General features: G+C 65.5%; 20 protein-coding genes. 9 read left to right on the top strand and 11 right to left on the bottom strand.

Annotated features, from left to right (window positions below; translation table 11 throughout):
• Positions 1-89: 89 nt before the first annotated feature.
• The 4 genes from E4634_RS09645 to E4634_RS09630 are packed head-to-tail and all read left to right on the top strand — an operon-like array spanning position 90 to position 3,880.
• Positions 90-1,337, top strand: coding sequence for a cytochrome P450 (locus tag E4634_RS09645; RefSeq protein ID WP_135443321.1), 1,248 nt, complete (start codon positions 90-92; stop codon positions 1,335-1,337).
• A 31-nt stretch (positions 1,338-1,368) separates the two neighbouring features.
• Positions 1,369-2,247 (top strand): SDR family NAD(P)-dependent oxidoreductase, encoded by an 879-nt coding sequence (locus E4634_RS09640; RefSeq protein WP_135443319.1) that lies wholly within the window; start codon positions 1,369-1,371, stop codon positions 2,245-2,247.
• A 26-nt stretch (positions 2,248-2,273) separates the two neighbouring features.
• Positions 2,274-3,257, top strand: a complete 984-nt coding sequence (locus E4634_RS09635) for an inorganic phosphate transporter (protein ID WP_135443317.1) — start codon at positions 2,274-2,276, stop codon at positions 3,255-3,257.
• Positions 3,258-3,259: 2 nt separating this feature from the next.
• The gene (locus E4634_RS09630) at positions 3,260-3,880 is read left to right on the top strand and encodes a DUF47 domain-containing protein (protein WP_135443315.1); all 621 of its coding nucleotides are present in this window, start codon (positions 3,260-3,262) and stop codon (positions 3,878-3,880) included.
• 36 nt (positions 3,881-3,916) lie between these two features.
• On the opposite strand, the gene E4634_RS09625 is transcribed toward E4634_RS09630, so the two are convergent.
• The 4 genes from E4634_RS09625 to E4634_RS09610 all read right to left on the bottom strand — a co-directional run bounded on the left by E4634_RS09625 (position 3,917) and on the right by E4634_RS09610 (position 9,253).
• On the bottom strand, positions 3,917-6,157 hold the full coding sequence (locus E4634_RS09625; protein WP_135443313.1) for a xanthine dehydrogenase family protein molybdopterin-binding subunit: 2,241 nt from the start codon (positions 6,155-6,157) through the stop codon (positions 3,917-3,919).
• Positions 6,154-6,642 (bottom strand): (2Fe-2S)-binding protein, encoded by a 489-nt coding sequence (locus E4634_RS09620; protein WP_135443311.1) that lies wholly within the window; start codon positions 6,640-6,642, stop codon positions 6,154-6,156. Before E4634_RS09620 ends, E4634_RS09625 begins: the two co-directional genes overlap by 4 nt.
• Positions 6,639-7,259 (bottom strand): hypothetical protein, encoded by a 621-nt coding sequence (locus E4634_RS09615; protein ID WP_135443309.1) that lies wholly within the window; start codon positions 7,257-7,259, stop codon positions 6,639-6,641. The genes E4634_RS09620 and E4634_RS09615 overlap by 4 nt, the downstream gene beginning before the upstream one ends.
• Before the next feature lie 323 nt (positions 7,260-7,582).
• Positions 7,583-9,253, bottom strand: coding sequence for a formate--tetrahydrofolate ligase (locus E4634_RS09610; RefSeq protein WP_135443307.1), 1,671 nt, complete (start codon positions 9,251-9,253; stop codon positions 7,583-7,585).
• Between the two features lie 413 nt (positions 9,254-9,666).
• Between E4634_RS09610 and E4634_RS09605 the strand changes: the two genes are divergently transcribed.
• From E4634_RS09605 to E4634_RS09590, 4 genes are all read left to right on the top strand, one after another.
• Positions 9,667-10,221: a flavodoxin gene (locus E4634_RS09605; RefSeq protein WP_135443305.1), complete on the top strand. Its 555-nt coding sequence runs from the start codon at positions 9,667-9,669 to the stop codon at positions 10,219-10,221.
• Positions 10,222-10,277: 56 nt separating this feature from the next.
• Entirely contained in the window at positions 10,278-10,757 is a 480-nt protein-coding gene (locus tag E4634_RS09600; protein ID WP_135443303.1) for a NifB/NifX family molybdenum-iron cluster-binding protein, read from the top strand.
• Between the two features lie 109 nt (positions 10,758-10,866).
• On the top strand, positions 10,867-11,226 hold the full coding sequence (locus E4634_RS09595) for a NifB/NifX family molybdenum-iron cluster-binding protein (RefSeq protein WP_135443301.1): 360 nt from the start codon (positions 10,867-10,869) through the stop codon (positions 11,224-11,226).
• Positions 11,227-11,246: 20 nt separating this feature from the next.
• Positions 11,247-11,882 (top strand): glutathione S-transferase family protein, encoded by a 636-nt coding sequence (locus tag E4634_RS09590; protein WP_240725144.1) that lies wholly within the window; start codon positions 11,247-11,249, stop codon positions 11,880-11,882.
• 17 nt (positions 11,883-11,899) lie between these two features.
• Here E4634_RS09590 and E4634_RS09585 read toward each other — a convergent pair whose 3' ends face one another.
• The 7 genes from E4634_RS09585 to E4634_RS09555 form a co-directional block, all read right to left on the bottom strand.
• On the bottom strand, positions 11,900-13,750 hold the full coding sequence (locus E4634_RS09585; RefSeq protein WP_135443299.1) for an alpha-amylase family glycosyl hydrolase: 1,851 nt from the start codon (positions 13,748-13,750) through the stop codon (positions 11,900-11,902).
• Between the two features lie 159 nt (positions 13,751-13,909).
• Complete coding sequence (locus E4634_RS09580; protein ID WP_135443297.1) at positions 13,910-14,371, bottom strand: (2Fe-2S)-binding protein; 462 nt, start codon at positions 14,369-14,371, stop codon at positions 13,910-13,912.
• On the bottom strand, positions 14,368-16,668 hold the full coding sequence (locus E4634_RS09575; protein WP_240725143.1) for a xanthine dehydrogenase family protein molybdopterin-binding subunit: 2,301 nt from the start codon (positions 16,666-16,668) through the stop codon (positions 14,368-14,370). The genes E4634_RS09580 and E4634_RS09575 overlap by 4 nt, the downstream gene beginning before the upstream one ends.
• The gene (locus tag E4634_RS09570) at positions 16,665-17,528 is read right to left on the bottom strand and encodes an aldo/keto reductase (RefSeq protein ID WP_135443295.1); all 864 of its coding nucleotides are present in this window, start codon (positions 17,526-17,528) and stop codon (positions 16,665-16,667) included. The genes E4634_RS09575 and E4634_RS09570 overlap by 4 nt, the downstream gene beginning before the upstream one ends.
• An 82-nt stretch (positions 17,529-17,610) precedes the next feature.
• Positions 17,611-17,964 carry a cyclophilin-like fold protein gene (locus E4634_RS09565; RefSeq protein WP_135443293.1) on the bottom strand — a complete coding sequence of 118 codons (354 nt, stop codon included), beginning with the start codon at positions 17,962-17,964 and terminating at the stop codon, positions 17,611-17,613.
• A 142-nt stretch (positions 17,965-18,106) separates the two neighbouring features.
• The gene (locus E4634_RS09560) at positions 18,107-18,508 is read right to left on the bottom strand and encodes a (R)-mandelonitrile lyase (protein ID WP_135443291.1); all 402 of its coding nucleotides are present in this window, start codon (positions 18,506-18,508) and stop codon (positions 18,107-18,109) included.
• 47 nt (positions 18,509-18,555) lie between these two features.
• Entirely contained in the window at positions 18,556-19,167 is a 612-nt protein-coding gene (locus tag E4634_RS09555) for a (R)-mandelonitrile lyase (protein WP_240725142.1), read from the bottom strand.
• A 309-nt stretch (positions 19,168-19,476) separates the two neighbouring features.
• Here E4634_RS09555 and E4634_RS09550 point away from each other — a divergent pair, with 309 nt between their 5' ends.
• Complete coding sequence (locus E4634_RS09550; protein WP_135443289.1) at positions 19,477-20,247, top strand: SDR family NAD(P)-dependent oxidoreductase; 771 nt, start codon at positions 19,477-19,479, stop codon at positions 20,245-20,247.
• Positions 20,248-20,356: the final 109 nt, after the last annotated feature.

Raw genomic sequence — 20,356 nt, 5'->3', positions numbered from 1 at the left:
CGGTGTGCCGAAACACTGGCATTTGGGCCGGAATCTCACTACGCTATTAGGCAGCACTGTTGACCATTTCCAACATAACGAGAACGACCATGGCAATCGACGCAACCCGCCCCGTACCCCCTGAATTCCCGCGTATCGCCGGCAGCGACAACATCCCGGATCACGTCGACCCGGCGCTGGTGCGCACCACCGGCATCCCGTTTTCACCCGAGTTCCTGGTCAACCCGCACGGGTTCATGGCCGACCTGCACGAGCGCATGCCGCCCGTGTATTACGAGGTGAACAACTACGGCAACGCCTGGCAGCTGATCAAGCATGCCGATGCCCTGTTCATGCTGCGCCACCCGGAGATCTTCACCAACGAGGGTGCGACCCCCTTCCCCCGCGACCCGGACGACTATTTCTACTTCATCCCCATCGAGATCGATCCGCCGCATCACAAGAAGTACCGCGCGATCCTCGACCCGGTGTTCTCGCCCAAGGCCGTGCTCACCCTGCAGGACAAGATCCGCACGCTGGCCAACGAACTGATCGACGAATTCCAGGACAAGGGCGAGTGCGAGTTCACCACCGCCTTCGGCCGGCCGCTGCCGGTCATGGTGTTCCTCGACCTCATGGGCCTGCCCCAGGAAAAGCGCGACACCTTCGTCGACTGGGCCATGGATCTGCTGCACTCGCAGGACCCGGCGGTGATGGGCCGCGCCATGCAGTCCATCAGCAGCTACCTGAAGGAGGTGATCGCCGAGAAGGTCGAGCACCCGGACGACCGCGTCATCAGCCGCATCGCGCACGCGGAAGTCGATGGCCGGCCGATGACCCCGCCGGAAATTTTCGGTTTTGTCGTGTTCCTGTTCATCGGCGGCCTGGATACTGTCTTCGCCACGTTGAACAACATCTGGCTGTGGCTGGCCAACAACCCCGAGCGGGTGCGTGAGTTGATCGACGAGCCGGAGAACATCGACAACCAGGTCGAGGAACTGCTGCGCATGTGGACGGTGACGTTCTCCGGCCGCATGCTGTCCCAGGACTACGAGTTCCACGGCGTGAAGATGAAAAAAGGCGACCGTATCTCGGCCATCCTGCCCACCTGCAACTTCGACCCGGACGTCTTCCCCAACCCCAAGGAGACCGACTTCCACCGCCGGCGCAAGCCGGTACTGGCGTTTGCCGGCGGCGTGCACAGCTGCATGGGCGCGCACCTGGCGCGGCTGGAGATAAAAATCGCACTGCAGGAATGGCTGCGCCGCATCCCCGAGTTCTCCGTCAAGCCCGGCACCACCATCGAGTACCGCCCCGGCGGCGTGGTCGGACCGGAACACGTGCCGCTGGTCTGGTAAGCTCGACACACGTCGAACCCAGGAGAAGTCCATGTCCGAGGCAAACAGCGCGCGGGTCGCGGTAGTGACCGGTGCGAGTTCCGGTATCGGGAAGGAAGCGGCAAAGGCACTGGCACGCGCCGGCTGGCGGGTGATCGGCATCGGCCGCAATCCCGTACGCTGCGCCCAGGCTCAGGCCGAGTTGCAGGCCTGTGCCAGTGAAGCGAACCCCGCCGTGATGCTGTGCGCCGACCTGGCACTGATGGCGGACACCGCGCGCGCCGCCGACGAGATTGCGGCGCTGACCGATCGCGTCGATGCCCTGCTCAACAATGCCGGCGGTGTCACCCGCGACAGGCACATGACCGCCGAGGGCAACGAGAACACCTTCGCCAGCAACCACCTCGGGCACTTCCTGCTCACCGCGCGCCTGCTGCCGCTGCTGCGCGCGGCCGCGGCGGACACCGGCCCCGGCGCAGTGCGTGTGGTCAGTGTCTCCTCCACCGGTCACGAACACACCGACGGCCTGGACTGGGACGACCTGCAATCCACCCGCCAGTTCATTTCCGGCGCCGCCTATTGCCGCGCCAAGCTGGCCAACATCCTGTTCACCCGGGAACTGGCCAAACGCCTCGCCGGTGACGGCATTGTCGCCCACGCCATGCACCCCGGCGTGGTACACAGCAATTTTGCCAGCCACGCCGACCAGCAGATGCAGGACTACATGGCGACCCTCGAAGGGGAAACCCCGGAGGTGGCGGCGGATACGCTGGTATGGCTGGCCAGTGCCACAGAGCCAGGCGCGAGCACCGGCGGCTACTTCTACCTGCGCGAGGCCATTCCCACCAGCGCGGCGGGGCAGGACGACGACGCGGCGCGGCGGCTGTGGGAGGAGAGCGAAAAACTCGTCGCCCCCTGGTTGCCCGGCTGACACAGCCCTGACGCGGGCGACGCGCCTTGGACACGATCACGCTGCTGCTGGTCCTGGTGGTCGTCATGGTCGCCGTGTTCGATTTCACCAACGGTTTCCACGACGCCGCCGACATGGTCGCCACCGCCATCGCCTCGCGCGCCATGCGCCCCGGCGTGGCCATCGCCCTGCTCACGTTTTTTACCTTCCTCGCACCGTTCACCGTGGGGCTGGCCGTGGCGGACACCATTGGCACTTTCGTGCGCATCGACAGCGCCGGTCCGGTAGTCGGCGAGACCCTGGTGATCGCCGCCCTCGGCGCGGCGGTCACCTACAACCTGGTGACCTGGCGCCTCGGCATCCCCTCCTCCTCGTCCAACTCGCTGGCCGGCGGACTGGTGGGCGCCGGCCTCTACGCCGTCGGTGCCAGTGAGATCAACTGGGGCCTGGCGGCGCTGCAGGCGGGCCACCTGGAGGGTGTGGCCAAGGTGATCGTGGGCCTGTTCCTCTCGCCGCTGTTCGGGTTCCTGCTCGGCTTTGCGCTGATGAAGCTGCTTTTGCGCGCGCTGGCCCGGGCCACGGCACAGGTGCAGCACCTGTTTGTCGCGTCGCAGTATGTGAGCGTCGCCTGGCTGGGCTTTTCCCACGGCGGCAACGACGCGCAAAAAGGCATGGCGCTGATCGCCATGATGCTGCTGGCCAGCGGCCACAGCAGCGAATTCTTCGTGCCGGACTGGGTGATCGTGCTGTGCGCCTCGTCGATCACCGCGGGTACCCTGTTCGGCGGCTGGCAGATCATCAAGACCCTGGGCTTCGACCTGTTCCGCGTGCGCCTGCTGCACTCGGTCGCCAGCCAGCTCAACGCCGCCCTGGTCAACTCCGTCGCCACCGTCTTCGGCGCCGCGGAAAAACCCGCGCACGTGCGCTGGAAGACCGCCGGCAGCATCGTCGCCGGCTGGTTGTTCAACGTGCCCATTTCCATCGGGCTGGGCTTCACCTACTGTTATGTCTGCCTGCGCATCTGGGGGTAAACATGGGGTTCATCGCAAAATTCATCCTGCCGAAATCCGTCGACTTCAACGCGGCGATCCGCGAGCAGACCGCGCTGACGCGACGCATCGTGCGCGACCTGCACGAGGCCTGCGTGGCGGGCAACGCGCAGGCTTTCGACAGCATCCGCGTGGATGCCAAGCGCGCGGCGGCGCTGAAGACACAGAACCTGCAGCTGCTGCTGGACGTGTTCCTCACCCCCTACGACAAGGAGTCGATCTACCGCCTGTTCACCCAGCTGGACTGGGTGGTGCTCAGTACCAAGCATTTCGTCATCGAGCGCGAGGTTTACGGCATCGAATCGCTGTCCGACTACGCGGCGATCTTCGCGCTGCTGGATAGCATGGCGGAGTTACTGGAGGACGCCTCGGCGCAACTGGTCGGCAAGCAACTGGGGGCACTGGCGAATACCGCCGAGCGCATTCACGACAGCTACGACGCGGTGGTGGAACAGTGTGCACAGGCGATGGCCCAGCGCTTCCAGGAGGCGAACGCGCTGGATGTACTACGCCACCACGACATCGTGGCGCAGCTGCGCGAGATCGCCAAGCGCATCCACATCAGCGCCAACAACTTCGAGGACATGGCGATCAAGGTCGCCTGAGCGCGGGTCACAGAGCGCGCAGCAAGCGCGCGCGAATCACCCCCAGCTCAGGTCGTGCTTGCGGAACGGCATGCTGCGCAGCCGCTTGCCCGTGGCCTGGAAGATGGCATTGCCGATCGCCGGCCCCACCGGACCCACCGGCGCTTCGCCGATAATCGCGAAGCGCTCGTGCCCGGACAGGGCATCGAAGTGGATGTTGATCTGCGGCATGTCGGCCATGCGCAGCACCGGGTACTCGTGGTAGTTGCCCTCGACGATGGCGCCGTCGCGGATGGTCAGCTCCTCGTTGAGGGTCATGTTCATGGCGAACACGATACCGCCCTCGAGCTGCGCCGACACTGCGTCGCGATTGGCAACCCGGCCGCTGTCGAAGCTCATATCGATCTGCCGCACGCGCACCTCCCCCGCCGGGCTGACCTCCACCCGCGCCACGGCGCACACGGTGGTACCCGCGTTTTTCTCCCCCGCCGCCGGCCAGTTGCTGATGGCAATGCCCAGGCCCTGCCCGCGCGGCAGCGGCTCGCCCCAGCCGGCTTTCTCCGCAGCCACCTGCAGGCACTTGCGCCAGCTCTTGTCCCAGCTGCCGAGCAGCTTGTGGCGGTAGTCGTAGGCGTCGATGCCCGCAGCGGCGGCGCACTCGTCGATAAACGTCTCCACGGTGAACACGTGGGAGTTGTAGCACGGCGCGCGGTAGGCGCCGGTGCCGATATGCAGCGGGAACTTGCTCACCGCCAGGCGCACGTTCTCGATCTCGCCGTTGCTGGCGTAGATGTTGTCGACAAACCCAAGGTTCAGTTGCAGGCCGCTGAAGCAGGTCTCCGCCTCCAGTGACTCGGGCATGCCCTTGCGGTCCAGTCCCGCGCGGTAGCTGGCGCCGAGCAGCGTGCGGTACAAACCCTGGCGGGTCGTCTCCTCGCGCGACCAGATGACCTTCACCGGTACGCCGGGGTACTGGCGGGCCACCGCCACCACCACGCGCAGGTCGTCGCCCATGGTGCGCCGGCCGAAGCCGCCGCCGACCTGGGTCTGGTGCACGCGCACGTTCTCCGGCATGAAGCCGCTCTCGTCCACCGCCACCCAGAAGGCCTGCTGCATGTCCTGGCTGGAGTGCCAGACCTCCAGGCGCCCGTCGCTGACCAGCGCCGTGCCGTTGAGCGGCTCCATGGCCACGTGCTCGCAGTAGGGCGTGCGGTAGGTGGCCTCGACGGTTTGCGCGGGTTCCACCGAGTAGATATCGCCCTTGCGGGTGATCGCCTTGCCCTGCCAGCGCTGCAGGATTTCCTCCTGCTTGGCGTAGATCTGCTCGTTGGACTTCCAGAAGGCGCCGAGGCGGTCGTCCCACTCGATGGGCAGTGCGTCCAGTGCGTTTTTCGCCTGCCAGTAGTGGTCCGCGATCACCGCCACGCCGCTGCGCAGCTGCGAGTCCTCGAGGCCGAAAGTAGACTGGGTTTCCACCGGGGAGCCGACGCTTTTGCGCGGGTCGATCTCGACCACCGCGCGCACTCCCGGCATGTCCATGACCGCAGCGCTGTCGAAGTGCTTGACGCGCCCGCCGTGCACCGGCGACTGCTTCAGCGCCGCGTGCACCATGCCCGGCAGCTTGACGTCGATGCCGTACACCGCGCTGCCGGTCACCACCTGCGGCAGGTGCAGCTTGTGCGGCGTCGCCTTGCCGATCAGCCACCAGTCGCCGGGCGATTTCAGCGCCGGCTCCTGCGCCAGCGCGATCGCCGCGGCCTCCGCGGCCACTTCGCCGAAGCTAAGCCGTTTGTCGCCGTGGCGCAGCTCGCCGCCGCGCGCTTCGACCTCGCTCGCCGCCACCTGCCAGCGGGCGGCGGCCGCAGCCTTTAGTCTCTCGCGGGCGCTGGCGCCCAGTTGCATGGTGTAGGGCATGCGCTCGTGGTCGGTGCTGTGCCCGCCGAAGAACGGCTGCAGGCCCACGGCGTAGGTGCCGGGCTGGCGCCACTCGCGGGTGAAATCGCAGAACTCCACCTCGACCTGTTCCCAGGCGCACTGCAGTTCCTCGGCCACGTTCATCGCCGTCTGCGTCGCGGCGCCGTTGCCGATTTCCGGGCAGGGCACGCGCACGATCACGCGGTTGTCCGGGCGGATGACGATCCACGGGTCGAGCTCATCGCCCTCCCCCGGTACCTTCGCCGGCTGCGCCGCGACACCGCCGGGCACCGCCGCCAGGGGACTCAGGGACAGCGCCATACCACCGGCGAACAGCCCACTGCTGACCAGGAAGCGGCGGCGATTCAGGACCACGTCGCTCACGCCTCACCTCCGGCGTAACGCACTACAGCCTGCGGGTCGCCCGCCGCGCGCAGGATCGCCGCGCGGATACGCGGGTAGGTGCCGCAGCGGCAGATATTGGTCATCGCGGCGTCGACCTCCTCGCCGCTGGGCGTGGGGTTGCGCTGCAGCAGGTCCGCCGCCGCCATCAGCATGCCGGCCTGGCAGTAGCCGCACTGGGGCACGTTCATCTCTACCCACAGCTGTTGCAAGCGGTGGTCACCGCTCTCGGACAGGCCCTCAATCGTCGTCAACTGTTTGCCTTCGGCGTACTCGACGGGCACCGAGCAGGAGCGCATGGCGACACCGTCCAGGTGCACGGTGCAGGCGCCGCACTGGGCGATACCGCAGCCGAACTTGGTGCCGGTCATACCCAGGTGATCGCGCAGCGCCCACAGCAGCGGCGTGGCGGGGTCGATCTCCAGGCTGTGGGCTTTGCCGTTGATGGTCAGGCTGATGGTTTTCATGGTGTCGCACTCTCCGCCCGCGCCTCGGCCAGCGCGGCAAAATCCGCATCGATGGCGTGGAGCCGCTCTTCGGTCATCACGTCGGGGATATGTATCTGCAGGAATTTCATGGTGAACGGACGCGCCATGTTGATGCGGTCGTCGTCGAAGAAACCCGGGATATGCGCCTCGACAATCTCTCGCGCCTGCGCGTCGTCGAGGATCGTGCCCAGCTCCGTCTGGCCACTGGAATACACGACCACCGGCTCCAGCGGCGGCAGCGGCGCCAGCTCCGCAGACAGCGCGGCCAATGCCTCATCGCTGATCAGTTCCGGGAAATAGGGTTGTACCTGCACCAGGGTCAGCCGCCGGGTAAGTTCGACCTGCTCGGCCTCGCGCAGCCCGGGGAAGTACTTGTCCAGCCACTTCCTGGCCACCGGGTGATCGAGGAACTGGCCGACCTCGGTGCTCTCGACGGCGAACTTCACCGGCGGTGGCGGCGGGTCCGGCGCGGCCGGCGGCGGCATGAAGAGGCTCAGCAATACCTGTGGTGCCAGCAGCGCGGTGACGCCGACGCCAGCGGCGGGCAGCACCAATACCAGCAGCAGTATCACCAGGATACGTTTGCGTCGTGTCATCGTTGGACTCTAAGGGTGGTTACAACTCGATTTGGCTCTACTTCCAGACGTCTGTGTCCCGCTGACCACCAGGCCGGGCCCCTGCTCGGGAGTCCCGCTGTCAGCCGCTGTCCCCGCCGCGCTCTTCCGGGCGCGTGCCTCGCCGGCAATCACCGCGCCCGCAGTCCGCGTTTTGCGCGGGACGAACGGGTCGGGGATCTACCTCGGGGTAACCTGCAAATTGGCGACATAGGAATGTCGCCAATATTCAGGCGGTACTATAACCCATCGCGACGGGGGACGCAGCGGCTAATTTGCCGGTCCCTGGCGCAGTTCACACTTGCTCAGAACAAACCTTCGATCTGCCCCTGCGCATTGACGAAAATGCCGTTGGCCGCGGGTTTGCGCGGCAGGCCGGGCATGCGCATGATGTCGCCGCAGATCGCCACCAGGAACTCGGCGCCGGCGGCCAGGGCAAGGTCGCGGATCACCACCGTGTGCTTGTCCGGCGCGCCCAGCAACTGGGGGTCGGTGGAAAAACTGTACTGCGTCTTCGCCATGCAGATGGGGAAGTGGCCGTAGCCCTCCGCCTCGTACTGGCGGAAGCGGTCGCGGATCTTCTGGTCCGCGGCGATATCGTCCGCCCCGTAGATGGAGCGGGCGATGGTGCGTGCCTTGTCCCACAGCGGTTGCGCGTCGTCGTACAGCGTGCGGAACTGCGCCGCGCCCGAGGACGCCAGCGCCGCGACCGCGTGGGCCAGTTCCTCGCCCCCGGCACTGCCCTGGGCCCAATAGCGGCATACCTGGGTGTCCACGCCGCTACGCGCCGTGTATTCGCGCACCGCCTGTATTTCCGCGTCGGTGTCGCTGTCGAAGTGATTGAGTGCGACCACCGCGGGCACGCCGTACTGGCCGATGTTGCGAATATGGCGCCCCAGGTTGGCCAGGCCTTCCTCCACGGCCGCCACGTTTTCCGCCTCCAGTTCGCCGCGCGGCACGCCGCCGTGCATCTTCAGCGCGCGCACGGTAGCCACGATGACCGCCGCGTCCGGGCGCAGTCCGGACTTGCGGCACTTGATGTCGAAGAATTTCTCCGCACCCAGGTCGGCTCCGAAACCCGCCTCGGTTACCACGATGTCGGACAGGCGCAGCGCCGCCTCGGTGGCGATCACGCTGTTGCAGCCGTGGGCGATGTTGGCGAAGGGCCCGCCGTGGATGAAAGCCGGGTTGTTCTCCAGCGTCTGTGCCAGGTTGGGCGCCAGGGCGTCCTTGAGCAAGGCGGTCATCGCGCCCGCCGCCTGCACCTGTTCCGCGGTCACCGGCTCGCCGCCGCGCGTATAGCCGATAACGATACGCCCGAGGCGCTGCTGCAGTTCCGCGAGGCTGCGCGACAGGCAGAAGATCGCCATCACCTCGGAGGCCACGGTGATATCGAAGCCGCCCTCCATCGGGTAGCCGTTGGCCGGACCACCGACACCGGTGACAATCTGGCGCAACTGGCGGTCGTTGATATCCACCACCCTGCGCCAGGTGACCTTGCGCAGGTCGATGCGAATCTCGTTGCCCCAGTGCACGTAGTTGTCGATCATCGCCGCCAGCAGGTTGTGGGCGGCACCGATAGCGTGCATGTCGCCGGTGAAATGCAGGTTGATGTCCTCCATCGGCACCACCTGCGCATAGCCGCCGCCGGCGGCGCCGCCCTTGAGGCCGAAACAGGGGCCGAGGCTGGGTTCGCGCAGGCACACCGAGGCGTTGTGGCCGACACGGTTCAGCGCATCGGCCAGGCCGATGGCGACGGTGGTCTTGCCCTCCCCCGCCGGCGTCGGGCTCATGGCGGTGACCAGCACCAGCTTGCCCTGGGGCCTGTCCGCCAGAGAGTGCAGGTAGTCGAGGCGGATCTTGGCCTTGTCGTGGCCGTAGGGAATCATCTCGGCCGCGGGAATACCCAGGCGGGCGCCGATCTCCAGCACGGGGATGGTGCTCGCGGCGCGGGCGATCTCGATATCGGGCTGCATCTGGCGGGTCTCCTTATTGTTCTGGACTTTTTGTTCTGGGCTTTTTGTTCTGGACTTCTTGTTCTGGACAGTCGCCGGGCACGCACCACACGCGTAGTGATAGTCCGGTTCCCCCAAGAGTAACGCCAGCGGGCCGCGCGGGACACCGTGCCGGCCTGCGCAGTGTCGCTCGGCGAGCCCGGGAGCGGGAAATTGTCGGATATACCACAATCCCACGCCCGCCGACGCGCTATTCCAAAAATCGTAACATGTTGTTTTTATTGTTTTTTACGCGACAGCAACGCAAACCCCGCGCTGGCCGGATTCTTGCTCTTACCGTTGGTAAGGCGCGGTGCGCCACCGCACGACCGTGGGCTTCGGACTGCGCAAAGGCCGTACCCACAACCCGCCGCCGTAACGCCAGGAGACAGCACATGCAGAAGATCGGCATTTTTTTTGGTACCGAGACCGGGACCACCCGCCTGATCGCGAAGAAAATCTTCAAGCTCCTCGGCGAGGATGTCGCCGACAAGCCGCTCAACGTCAATCGCATCACGGCAGACGAGCTGCTGCAGTACGACGCCCTGATCCTGGGCACGCCGAGCTACGGCGTCGGCGAAATCCCCGGGCTCAGCGCCGGCTGCCTGGAGCGCAACTGGGAGGAATTCCTGGCCCAGTTCGGCAGCCCGGACCTCGCAGGCAAGCGCATCGCCATGTTCGGCCTGGGTGCGCAGGAGCGCTACGCGGAACGTTTCGCCAGTTCGCTGCTGGCGCTGTACAAAGTGTTTGCAAACCTGGGGGCAGAGATGATCGGCGACTGGCCCACCGACGGCTACGTCTTCGAGCACTCCGCCTCGGTGGTCGACGGGCGCTTCGTCGGGCTGGTCATCGACCAGCGGACCCAGGGCATGCAAACCGCCGAGCGCCTGGAGACCTGGGTGGCCCAGGTGAAACCACAATTGCTGGAGAGACTGCAGGCGGCCGCCTGAAGCGCGCGGCTATCCACGGAGACATTCCACAGCGCCAATCCACGGAGGACAGCAGCATGAACAGCCCCGCCCACCTGCCCAGCGTCAGCGACGCCAGCGCCCGCGAAGACTGCCTGCTGGTCGCCTTCGCCTCCATGGACGGCGACATGGTCGACCAGCACTTCGGCTCGGCGCAGGCCTTCTACCTCTGGGCGGTCAGCGCCGACAGCGCCGAACTGCTCGGCTTCCAGTCCTTCGGCATCGAGAAGAAGGACGGCAACGAGGACAAGCTCAAACCCAAGCTGGCCTGGCTGGCCGGCGCAGACATCGTCTACTGCGGCTCGATCGGCGGCTCCGCCACCCGGCAATTGCTGGCGCTGGGCATCCACCCGCTGAAGGTCAAAGGCGGGCCGGACGTGGTGGAAGAGATCGAGTCCCTCCAGGCGCAACTGTGCGGCGAGCCGGAGGGCTGGCTGGAGAAACTGCTGCAGAAAAAACAGAAATCGACCGACGACTCGCGCTTCGACGCGATGGACGATGAGGGGTGGGACGGCTGATGCTGGTACGGCTGATGCTGGGAACACCGCCGCGGTCTTGCCTGCTGGTGGGCACTGCACACCATGTGCGAACAGTGTCCGACCGACCCTGCACTTACGGCACGCGAACATGACGACGCCACAGGCAGTCGCGGACGCCGCACCGCGCGTAGCCGTCGCAAGCAAGGACGGCATCTCCATCAACCTGCACTTCGGCCACGCGCGCGAATTCTGGGTCTACGAGTTCGCCGCCGGGCAGTGGCAACTGCTGGAACGCCGCGATGTCGACCACTACTGCCACGGCCAGACCGGCGACCAGGGCGCGATGCAGCGCATCCTCAAAACCATTGCCGATTGCGACGCGGTGTTCGTGGCGAAAATCGGCGACGGCCCCAGCGAAAAACTGCAGGCCATCGGCGTGACCGCCGTCGACGACTACGCCCACCTGGGCATCGAAGATTCGCTGGCGGACTACGGTGCGGTGCGCTGAGCGGCGGACAGGCGAAGCGCATGGCCAACATGAAGTTCTACTTTACGCCCGGCGCCTGCAGCATCGGCATCCACATCCTGCTGGAAGAACTGGAACTGGTTTTCGAGGCGTACCTGGTCAACCTGGTCAAGGGTGAACACCTCGCCCCGGAGTACCTGGCCATCAATCCCCACGGCACCATCCCCAGCCTGGTGGCCGCCGACGGCGAGGTGTTAACGGACTTCATCGCGATCGCCAACTGGCTGGCCGAAAAGTATCCCCGGCGCAAGCTGCTGCCCGATGACCCGCAGCGGCGGGAAGCGGTTCTCGACACGCTGGCGTACTGCGTGAATACCATCCACGGCCAGGGTTACACGCGTGTGTTCACCACCGGCAAGTACAGCGACAATCCAGCACAACACGCGGCCATCCAGGAAGCAGGCTGGAGCATGGTGCGCGCGGGGCTCGAGGAACTCGACCGGCGCTATGCCGCGGGTGAACTCTACCTCGACACCTTCAGTGTGGCGGACGCGGCGCAGTTCTACGTGGAATTCTGGGCACAGCGCAGCGAGGTCGCGCTGCCGCCCTTCTGCGAGCGGCATTACCGGCAGATGCTGCAGCGGCCGGCGGTGCGCCAGGTGTTGATGGAAGAGGGTTATTACAGCGTGCTCAATTGAGTACGGGACAGGCCCGACTAGGCGGAAACAAACACCTTGCCGTAATTGGCCGGCACATATACGGGAACCGTGGTGCCACCCGCTGGCAGATCGAGGCTTTCGACAGCGCTGACGTCGCCATGATTGAGCTGTTCCACCCAGGCCCCGGACCGCGGGAACGGCGTCAACAGTTCCCCCGGCAGGTCGCCGAAGTTGAGCAGCACGACCACCGCCGGCTGTGTCTCGTCGTCCGGGAAGCGGGTGAAGGCCAGCAGCCCGTGCTCGAGCCGCGCGTGCTCAAAGTGGTAATAGGCGTTGCGGCTGCGCAGCGCCTGCAGGTTTTTGCGCAACTGCCCCAGCCGCCGGTACAGGCGCACCAGCGTGCGACCGCTGGTTTCGTAGAAGTAGTTCCAGTGCAGGGGGCGCGCCGCCAGTACCCGCGAACCACCGTCGTCGTGCTTGCCGTAGATTTCCCCGAGTTCCTGCCCCTGCCACAGCAACGGGACGCCCACCGAGGTCATCAGGAAAATCGCGAAGGGCTGCAGCCGGTACCACTGGCTGCGGTCGCGGCTGAACAGGTCGAAGCCGCCCTGGTAGGCATCGTGCCCGCCGCTCAGCAGGTACATCAGGCGGCTCTTGTCATGCGACTCGATGAACTGCAAAGGCGCCACCGGAAAACTGTCGTCCCCGTTGCTGTAGGACTGCGGCCAGGGATCGGTGAAGTCGATGAGCAACATGTCGTGCACGAATGCCTCGGGCACGGCGCGGTTCGCAGCGCCCACCATCGACTGGGCCTGTAGCATGGGCCACCAGCGCTTGCTTGCGCTGGTATAGGTTTCGCGCAACACAGTCTTGGGTTTGTCCAGGTACTCGGCGACCTGGATCAGCCGGCTGCGCTCGCCGGCGTCGAAGCGGGGAATGGCGCGGCTGTGCTGGTAGGTGTCGTGCACCAGGCGCGCGTAACCCTGCCCGACCGGCCCGTCGTAGAAACCGGGGACGTAGTCGTAGCGAAAGCCGTCGAGGTGCAGGGTATCGATGAAGTGCGCGTTGACCGCGGCGAAGTAGTCGTAACAGAACGGCCGCGTAAAGTCCGTGCCGACGCCGAACATATCCTCGGCGAAGGGACCGATCATCGGGTTGTCCTCGCCGGCGGCCCAGTACACCTTGCGGTAGCTAAATTCCTCGTGCATGTGGGCGTAAACGGCGTCGTGAATCACCGCGATGCCCCTGCTGTGACAGCTGTTCACCAGCGCCTTCAGTTGCTCCTGCCCACCGTAGCGCTCCTCGATGGCGAAGTAGCTGAGTGGCATGTAACCCCAGCGGTACGGCTCGGGGACATTGGTCACCGGCATCAGTTCGATACAGTTCACGCCGAGACTCGCCAGGTAGTCGAGACGCTCGATCACGCCGTCGAAATCGTGGGCGAAGTCGTCCACCATCAGTTCGTACATGACCAGGTCGTCCAAGTCGGGCACCTCGAAACCGTCTTCCTGCCAGGCAAATGCCGGCGCGGGCGGGAAGTCGAACGCGGAGTTGGTGCCAGGCCCGCTGACGGTGGCGAACGGGTCGGCGAAGTAGCGCACCAGTTCCTGCCCGTGACGCAGCAGTCGGTAGCGGTACAGGTAGCGCCCCTTGTCGCCCATGTGACCCTGCGCCGGCAATTGGCCAATACGAGCCTCGAAGCGCCACAGGTCGTACGCGCCGCCTTGATAAACGAGTTCGACCGCGACCGCAGGTATGTCCGGGTCGAACTGGTCGCGCATGTGGATGAGGTCGGCAAACAGCTGGTAGCCCTTGCCAGGGGTGATATTGGGGAGATGAATGCCAAGAACGAGGGAGTCGGGATGGGCGCCACCGACGTGGGCGCCCACCTGTTGCAGATCGATCATGTGCCTTCCTCCGTGAATGCGCAGGTGGGCCGAACTACTGCGCTGCGATACTAACTCCTGTCCGTTTGCTGCGAGGGCCAGTTGCGCGGCGGCCAGCCCCCGGCCCCGATTCGCGAGTTGTGAGAGCGATCAAAACGCCAGACGAGCCCCCAGTCCCGCCTAGGAACCCGCCTTCGCCGCACTCTTGATCGCACTACGAATCCGCATGTAAGTAGCACAGCGGCACAGGTTGCCCGACATGCCCGCGTCGATAGCATCGTCGTCGGGATTCGGGTTCTGCTCCAGCAGCGCCACGGCGGACATGATCTGGCCCGACTGGCAGTAGCCGCACTGCGGCACGTCGATCTCAACCCAGGCCTCGCGCACCGCGTTGGCGACCTCGCCCTGTACGCCCTCAATGGTCGTGATTTCCGCCTGTGCGCCGACGCCGGCGACCGGTGTCACGCAGGCGCGTCGCGGTTTGCCGTCGATGTGCACGGTACAGGCGCCGCACTGGGCGACCCCGCAACCGAACTTGGTGCCGGTCAGGCCCAGGTGATCGCGCAGTACCCACAGCAGCGGCGTGTCCTCGCTCACCTCGACCTCGTGCTGCTTGCCGTTGACCTTGAGCTTGATACTCATGCGGATTCTCCTTCACGCGTGGCGTCCAGGGGCAGGCGATCATCTGAACCGCTGCCGAAAATAGGCAGGCGGCGGATGCGCAGGCCGGTCGCCGCGAATATGGCGTTGGCCAGTGCCGGTGCGGCCGGCGGCGACGGGGGCTCGCCCACCCCGCCGGGCGGGGCATCGGAAGCGACGATGGTCACGGCCATGTCGCGCGGTGCCTCTTTCATGCGCATCAGGCGGAACTGCGGGAAGTTGGCCTGTTCGACAGCGCCGTCCTTTGCGGTGATTTCCCCGTACAGGGCATTGGACAGCGCGTAGAGTGTGCCGCCCTCCACCTGCGCGGTGACGTGGCGGGTATTGACCACCGTACCGGCGTCGATCGCCGACCAGACGCCCGGAATGCGCAGGCGCCCCTCGGCGTCGACCGCCACTTCGATCACGGTGGCGACGTAACTGACGAAGCTGCGATGCACGGCGATACCGAGCCCGTGCCCGGCCGGCAGTTCCCTGCCCCAGCCGGCCAGCGCCGCCGCCTCGCGCACCACGTTGGCCAGGCGTCCGGTGTCGATCGGGTACTCCTCCAGGGACTCGCCGTAGTTGTCGTACTGGGCGCCGTCATTGCGCGGATCCAGCTGGCGCGGCGGGCCGATCAGTTCGAGCAGGTAATCCTTCTGGTCGCGGCCCGCTGCATGGGCGAGTTCCGCGGCAAAACTCTGCACCGCGAAGGCGTGGTAGATGTTGGCCACCGAGCGCAGCCAGCCGATGCGCACATGGGCCGGGGCATCGCCGGTTTCCACCTGCAGGTTGGGCACGTGGAACGGGTTATCGGTGACACCCTGGCGCAATTCCTCCCAGGAGGGCGTGGCCAGGCCGTCGACGAAAGTGGAACCGATCGGCGGGAACACGGTGCGGTGCAGGATGCCGGTACACTTGCCCTCGGCGTCCAGCGCGCCCTCCAGGTGCTGCGCACTGACCGAATGGTAGTAGCCGTGCTGCAGGTCGTCCTCGCGGGTCCAGGTCAGCTTTACCGGCCGCCCCACTTCGCGTGCGACCAGTGCGGCTTCCACCGCGAAGTCCGGCTTCGACTTGCGGCCGAAACCGCCGCCCAGCCAGGTGACATTGACCGTGACGTTTTCCTCGGGGATGCCACAGGCCTGGGCGATCACCGAGCGGGTGCGCTGCGGCGCCTGCACACAGACCCAGCACTCGACCTTGTCACCGTCCCAGCGCGCGGTGGCCATCGGCGGTTCCATCGGTGTTTGCGACAGGTGCGGCACATAGTAGTCCGCCTCTATACGCGTGGCGGACGCGCCCATGGCCGCATCGACATCGCCGCGGCGCAGTCGCACCGTGCCCGGCTGGCGCGCGGTTTCCAGCATGGTCTCGGCGAATTGCTGCGAGTCGTAGCCAGCGTTCGGGCCAGCCTCCCACTCGATCTTCAGGGCGGCGCGGCCGCGGATGGCCGACCAGGTATCGGTGGCGACGACCGCGACACCGCCCAGCGGCTTGAACAACACCGGTCCGTCAAGCGCCGGTAGCCGGACGGTGCGCACCACGCCGGGCACTGCCAGCGCAGCCTTGTCGTCCAACTTCGCTACCGAGGCCATCACCTGCGGCGGATGGGCAACCACGGCGACGAGCATGTCCGGCAGTTGCACGTCGATCCCGAAGGTGCCCTGCCCCTGTACGATATCCGGCACGGTCAGTGACGGGACTTCCTTACCGATCAGGCGCCACTGCTCGCGCGGCTTGAGCCGCAGCTCGGCTTCTGTCGGCAGCGGCTGGGCGGCGGCATCCTGTGCCAGTTCGGCGTAGGTGGCGCTGTACATTCCCGGCCCGGTGACCACACTCTGCGCGGCGCGGCACTCGCCGGGGGCGACACCCCAGCGTGCGGCAGCGGCGCGCTCGAGCATGGTGCGCATCGCCGCCCCGGCCACCCGCAGGCGGTGGAAATTCCAGCGCACCGAGCGCGAACCGTCGGTGTTCTGGTCGCCGTAGCGCGCATCACCGGGGGCCTGCACGATGGCGACCTGGCTCCAGTCCGCCTCCAGTTCCTCGGCGATGATCTGCGCCATCGAGGTCCACACCTGCTGGCCCATCTCCGAGCGATGGCAGGTAATCCTGATGGTGCCATCCTCTTCCAGGGCGATAAACAGCGCAGGCGTGGCGTCGCCGCCGCGCACTTCCTGCAGGCCACCGGCGGTGGCGTCCGCCATCGTCCGTCCGGTACGCAGGGCGAGGCCCAGCACCAGTGCACTGGTGCCGAGCCCGGAGAGAAACTCGCGTCGGTTGAGCTTGGACAGTGATGTCACAGCTTGCCGCCGTAGACGGGAAACACGCTGGCTTCGCCGTAGTCCTTGATGGTTTCCATGGTTTTCAGTGCCTCCATATCAGTGGCTGAAATCTCGAAATCCAGCTCGGCGTTGTTCTTCATGTGTGCGGGGTTCGCCGTTTTCGGCAGGGCCAGCAGGCCCAGTTGCAGCACGTAGCGAATGCACAGTTGCGGAACAGACACGCCGTATTTCGCAGCGTATTCCTGGATCGCCGGGTTCTTCAGCAGTTCGCCGTGGCCGACCGGGGAGTAGGCCTCCACCAGGATACCCTGCTCCTCACAATAGTCGATCAGGTCGAAGGGCGTATTGCTGATGTGCGCGAGAACCTGGTTGACCATCGGCTTGACCGAACAGCCACCCAGGATATTCTCGATGTCGCCGCGTTCGAAGTTGGACACGCCGATAGCGCGCAACTTGCCGGCGGCGAGCGCTTCTTCCAGCGCGCGCCAGGCCTCCAGGTTGCCCTCATGGTAACGGTCGTCACCGGCAAACTCCATCCACGGTTGCGGGCTGTGGATGATCATCAGATCGGCGTAGTCCAGCCCCATCGTCACGAGGGAATCATCGATAGAGGCCACTGCCTCCTTGTAGGACTTGACCTCCGCGGCCAGCTTGGTGGTGACGTAGATATCATCGCGCTGCACACCACAGCTGCGCACACCCTCGCCCACGCCCGCCTCGTTGCCATAGGCCTGGGCGGTATCGATATGCCGGTAACCGAGGTCGACCGCGTCGCGCACCGCCTGAGCGGCCTTGTTGTCTTCGATAAACCAGGTACCCAGGCCCAGCTTGGGGATGGCGATACCGTTGGACAGTGTGTAGGTCTCATTCAAAATCATTGCTGTTCTCCAATTCGTCGTGTTTCGCGTGCTTGCGGCGTCGCTCGCGCCGCATCACGCCATGTTGGTTGCTGCATCCAGGTTACTGGACGCGTTCGACTGTGACTTCCAGCGGGCCCGGCCGCCGCAGAATCTCTATTCCCGAGACCACCGTGCCGAGGCGGACAAGTCCGCTGGCGTAACCGAAATCCCGATAGAAAATGGCCAGGTTGCCCCAGGGCGCGTAATAGGTGATATCACCCACGGCCGGGTCGTGGCCCTTCGGCGCACCTTCGGTAGACAACCCGCCGGGCAGGTCGCTGACCTTCTCCGTACGGCTGTAGTCTTCCAGCGTCATGGTCATGGGCAGCATGGCGAGGAAGTCCCGCGCCGCGGCGTTGTCGTCCATGCTGCCGACGACCTGTTGTCCGTCAATACTGAATACGATCTTGGTCATCGTTCTCTCCGAATCTTCCGCGGCGTGCAGGGCCACGGGGCAGAGCACGCCGGCGACCAGGGTCCCCAGCACCCGGCGCAGGATTCGCAGCGCGCCTGGTGAGAACCATGGCGTATTGGTCCGGGGCATGCTCACTACCGCCTTACTCGCCCTTGTACTGGGCGTCCGTGACCGGCTCCAGCCAGTCGACATTCTTGCGGTCGAGCATTTCCTGCACGGCGATATGACTCATACCGGTGCTGCTGGTGGCGCCGTGCCAGTGCTTGTGGCCGGGCGGGCACCAGATGGTGTCGCCCGCGTTTACCTCCACCCGCGCCTCGCCCTCGCACTGGGTCCAGCCGCGGCCTGCGGTCACGATCAGCAGCTGACCCAGCGGATGGGTGTGCCAGTTGGTGCGCGCGCCCGGCTCGAAGGTGACCAGCGCTGAAGTAATCCGCGAGGGCTCCTGCTGTTCCATGTGAATGGGATCGATGCGCACGGCACCGACAAACCAGTCCGAAGGACCGGGGATGGAAGCGCGGGTTCCGTTACGATTCAGGATCATGGTGTTCTCCTTGCGGTAATGAACAGAGGGACAGGCTCGCGCGGCGCTCAGCCGCCAGTCGCGTGGGCCTGTTCATCCGTGACTTTTTCTTTCCAGACGACGTTCTCGCCATCCTTGCTGCCGGTCACCACCAGGTGGGTCATCGGCGTATCGCCCGCCGCGCCATGCCAGTGGTCTATACCCGGGGGGCACCAGACGGCTTCGCCCTGCTGGAACTCGATGATCTTGCCGTCGCGGGTACCGGTGAGGCCGGTGCCGGAGACCACAACCATGTGCTGGCCCGCCGGGTGGGAGTGCCAGGCGGTGCGGGCGCCGGGCGCGAAGGTGACATACGCGGCAGAGTAATGCGCCGTGTCGTTGCCCGGGAAAACCATTTGCACCTGCACGTCGCCGGTGAAATAAGCTTCCGGGCCGGTGAACGCTTGCTGGGAGTCTTTCGTGTAGTGCACCTGCCCGGCCGCCGGCGCCGACGCGGTGTCGGCCCAGAGGCCCTTGGCCAGCAAGCCGCCTGTCAGTGCGATGCATGCCAGGCTGAGATATGGATGTTCAATGCGCATGTCAGGCTCTCCCAATTGCAAAACGGTGGTGCCGGATCGTTGGCCTTGCGCAAGTCCGGCGACCCGGGGTCGCGTCGCGGCCGCGCTGGCCAGATTCGACATGACCTATTCTAGTTGCCGCAATGCAAATGTGGTTTAACGATTCACTGCAATTCTTGCCTGATTCTATTGACCTCACAAACAGATAGCGCAGGCGGCCACGCCCGCCAGAGCCGAAACTGGTTACAAATTGACACACAGATATCCGGATTCGATGTATTTATTGCCTGTTTCTCTGCTTCTTTCGCAATACGGTAGTGCGGCCCCGATTGCGGCGATACAGTCCTTTCAACGCCGGATCGCAGCGCCCGTCAAAACACATGAGGCCCTGCCGGACTCCGGAAACACGCAAGAAAAGGAAGGAAGCAAGCAATGAAACAACTACTCGAAGGTAAAACCGCAATCGTTACCGGCGCCAGCAAGGGCATCGGTTTTGCGATCGCACAAGTGTTCGCCGAAGAAGGCGCCAACGTGGTAATGACAGCGCGCAGCGAGGCCGCACTGGAAGAGGCAGCCAACACCATCAACGCCGCGGGCGGCGGCAAGGCCCTGGCGGTAGTCGCAGACTCCAGCGACCCGGCAGCGCCCAAGGCTGTGTTCGAGCGCGCCATCGAAGCCTTCGGCCAGGTCGATATCATGGTCAACAACGCCGGCTCCGGCGATATGGTGGCGGTCGAGGAAGCCAGCGACGAGCATTTCGCGAAGATCGTCGAGCTCAACCTGACCGGCGTGTTCCGCTACTGCCGCGAGGCAGTGCAGCATTTCCTGCCGCGCAACGAGGGCCGCATCATCAACATCTCCTCGGTCAACGGCACCCTGCCGATCTGCGGTGTCGCCTACACCTCGACCAAGGGCGCGGTGAACACCATGAGCAAGAACATCGCCATACGCCTGTCCGGCACCAATATCCGCTGCAACGCCATCGCTCCGGGTGTCACCGAGACCGACGCCGCAGCAGCCTGGGCCGCGGGCGAACAGGACGGCGGCGCGGTAATGCTGGAGTTCTCCGACAAGTACGTAAACACCACCGTGCCGTGGACCGAACCGCGCGACCAGGCCTATGCCGCGCTCTACCTGGCGAGCGAAATGGGCAAGGCGGTGACCGGCCAGGTGATCCAGGTGGACAACGGGGCGTTCCTGTAACCCCGGGTCAGTCTTGGGACCCCGAGCAACTATTTCGACATGGCAATCATCAAACCGCGGGGCCCGCTGGGTCCCGCCCCTACTCGCCCCTACCCACCCCTCCCCCCCC

The organism is Mangrovimicrobium sediminis, from assembly GCF_004745945.1.
Lineage (GTDB): Bacteria > Pseudomonadota > Gammaproteobacteria > Pseudomonadales > Halieaceae > Mangrovimicrobium > Mangrovimicrobium sediminis.
This window is presented reverse-complemented; position numbering and strand designations above follow the sequence as displayed.

What these genes read in the sequence shown, in the direction of transcription:
- E4634_RS09645 (WP_135443321.1), top strand. Translation starts at nt 90, where the DNA reads ATGGCAATCGACGCAACCCGCCCCGTACCCCCTGAATTCCCGCGTATC.
- E4634_RS09640 (WP_135443319.1), top strand. Translation starts at nt 1,369, where the DNA reads ATGTCCGAGGCAAACAGCGCGCGGGTCGCGGTAGTGACCGGTGCGAGT.
- E4634_RS09630 (WP_135443315.1), top strand. Translation starts at nt 3,260, where the DNA reads ATGGGGTTCATCGCAAAATTCATCCTGCCGAAATCCGTCGACTTCAAC.
- E4634_RS09620 (WP_135443311.1), bottom strand. Translation starts at nt 6,642, where the DNA reads ATGAAAACCATCAGCCTGACCATCAACGGCAAAGCCCACAGCCTGGAG.
- E4634_RS09615 (WP_135443309.1), bottom strand. Translation starts at nt 7,259, where the DNA reads ATGACACGACGCAAACGTATCCTGGTGATACTGCTGCTGGTATTGGTG.
- E4634_RS09610 (WP_135443307.1), bottom strand. Translation starts at nt 9,253, where the DNA reads ATGCAGCCCGATATCGAGATCGCCCGCGCCGCGAGCACCATCCCCGTG.
- E4634_RS09605 (WP_135443305.1), top strand. Translation starts at nt 9,667, where the DNA reads ATGCAGAAGATCGGCATTTTTTTTGGTACCGAGACCGGGACCACCCGC.
- E4634_RS09600 (WP_135443303.1), top strand. Translation starts at nt 10,278, where the DNA reads ATGAACAGCCCCGCCCACCTGCCCAGCGTCAGCGACGCCAGCGCCCGC.
- E4634_RS09595 (WP_135443301.1), top strand. Translation starts at nt 10,867, where the DNA reads ATGACGACGCCACAGGCAGTCGCGGACGCCGCACCGCGCGTAGCCGTC.
- E4634_RS09590 (WP_240725144.1), top strand. Translation starts at nt 11,247, where the DNA reads ATGGCCAACATGAAGTTCTACTTTACGCCCGGCGCCTGCAGCATCGGC.
- E4634_RS09585 (WP_135443299.1), bottom strand. Translation starts at nt 13,750, where the DNA reads ATGATCGATCTGCAACAGGTGGGCGCCCACGTCGGTGGCGCCCATCCC.
- E4634_RS09580 (WP_135443297.1), bottom strand. Translation starts at nt 14,371, where the DNA reads ATGAGTATCAAGCTCAAGGTCAACGGCAAGCAGCACGAGGTCGAGGTG.
- E4634_RS09570 (WP_135443295.1), bottom strand. Translation starts at nt 17,528, where the DNA reads ATGATTTTGAATGAGACCTACACACTGTCCAACGGTATCGCCATCCCC.
- E4634_RS09565 (WP_135443293.1), bottom strand. Translation starts at nt 17,964, where the DNA reads ATGACCAAGATCGTATTCAGTATTGACGGACAACAGGTCGTCGGCAGC.
- E4634_RS09560 (WP_135443291.1), bottom strand. Translation starts at nt 18,508, where the DNA reads ATGATCCTGAATCGTAACGGAACCCGCGCTTCCATCCCCGGTCCTTCG.
- E4634_RS09555 (WP_240725142.1), bottom strand. Translation starts at nt 19,167, where the DNA reads ATGTCGAATCTGGCCAGCGCGGCCGCGACGCGACCCCGGGTCGCCGGA.
- E4634_RS09550 (WP_135443289.1), top strand. Translation starts at nt 19,477, where the DNA reads ATGAAACAACTACTCGAAGGTAAAACCGCAATCGTTACCGGCGCCAGC.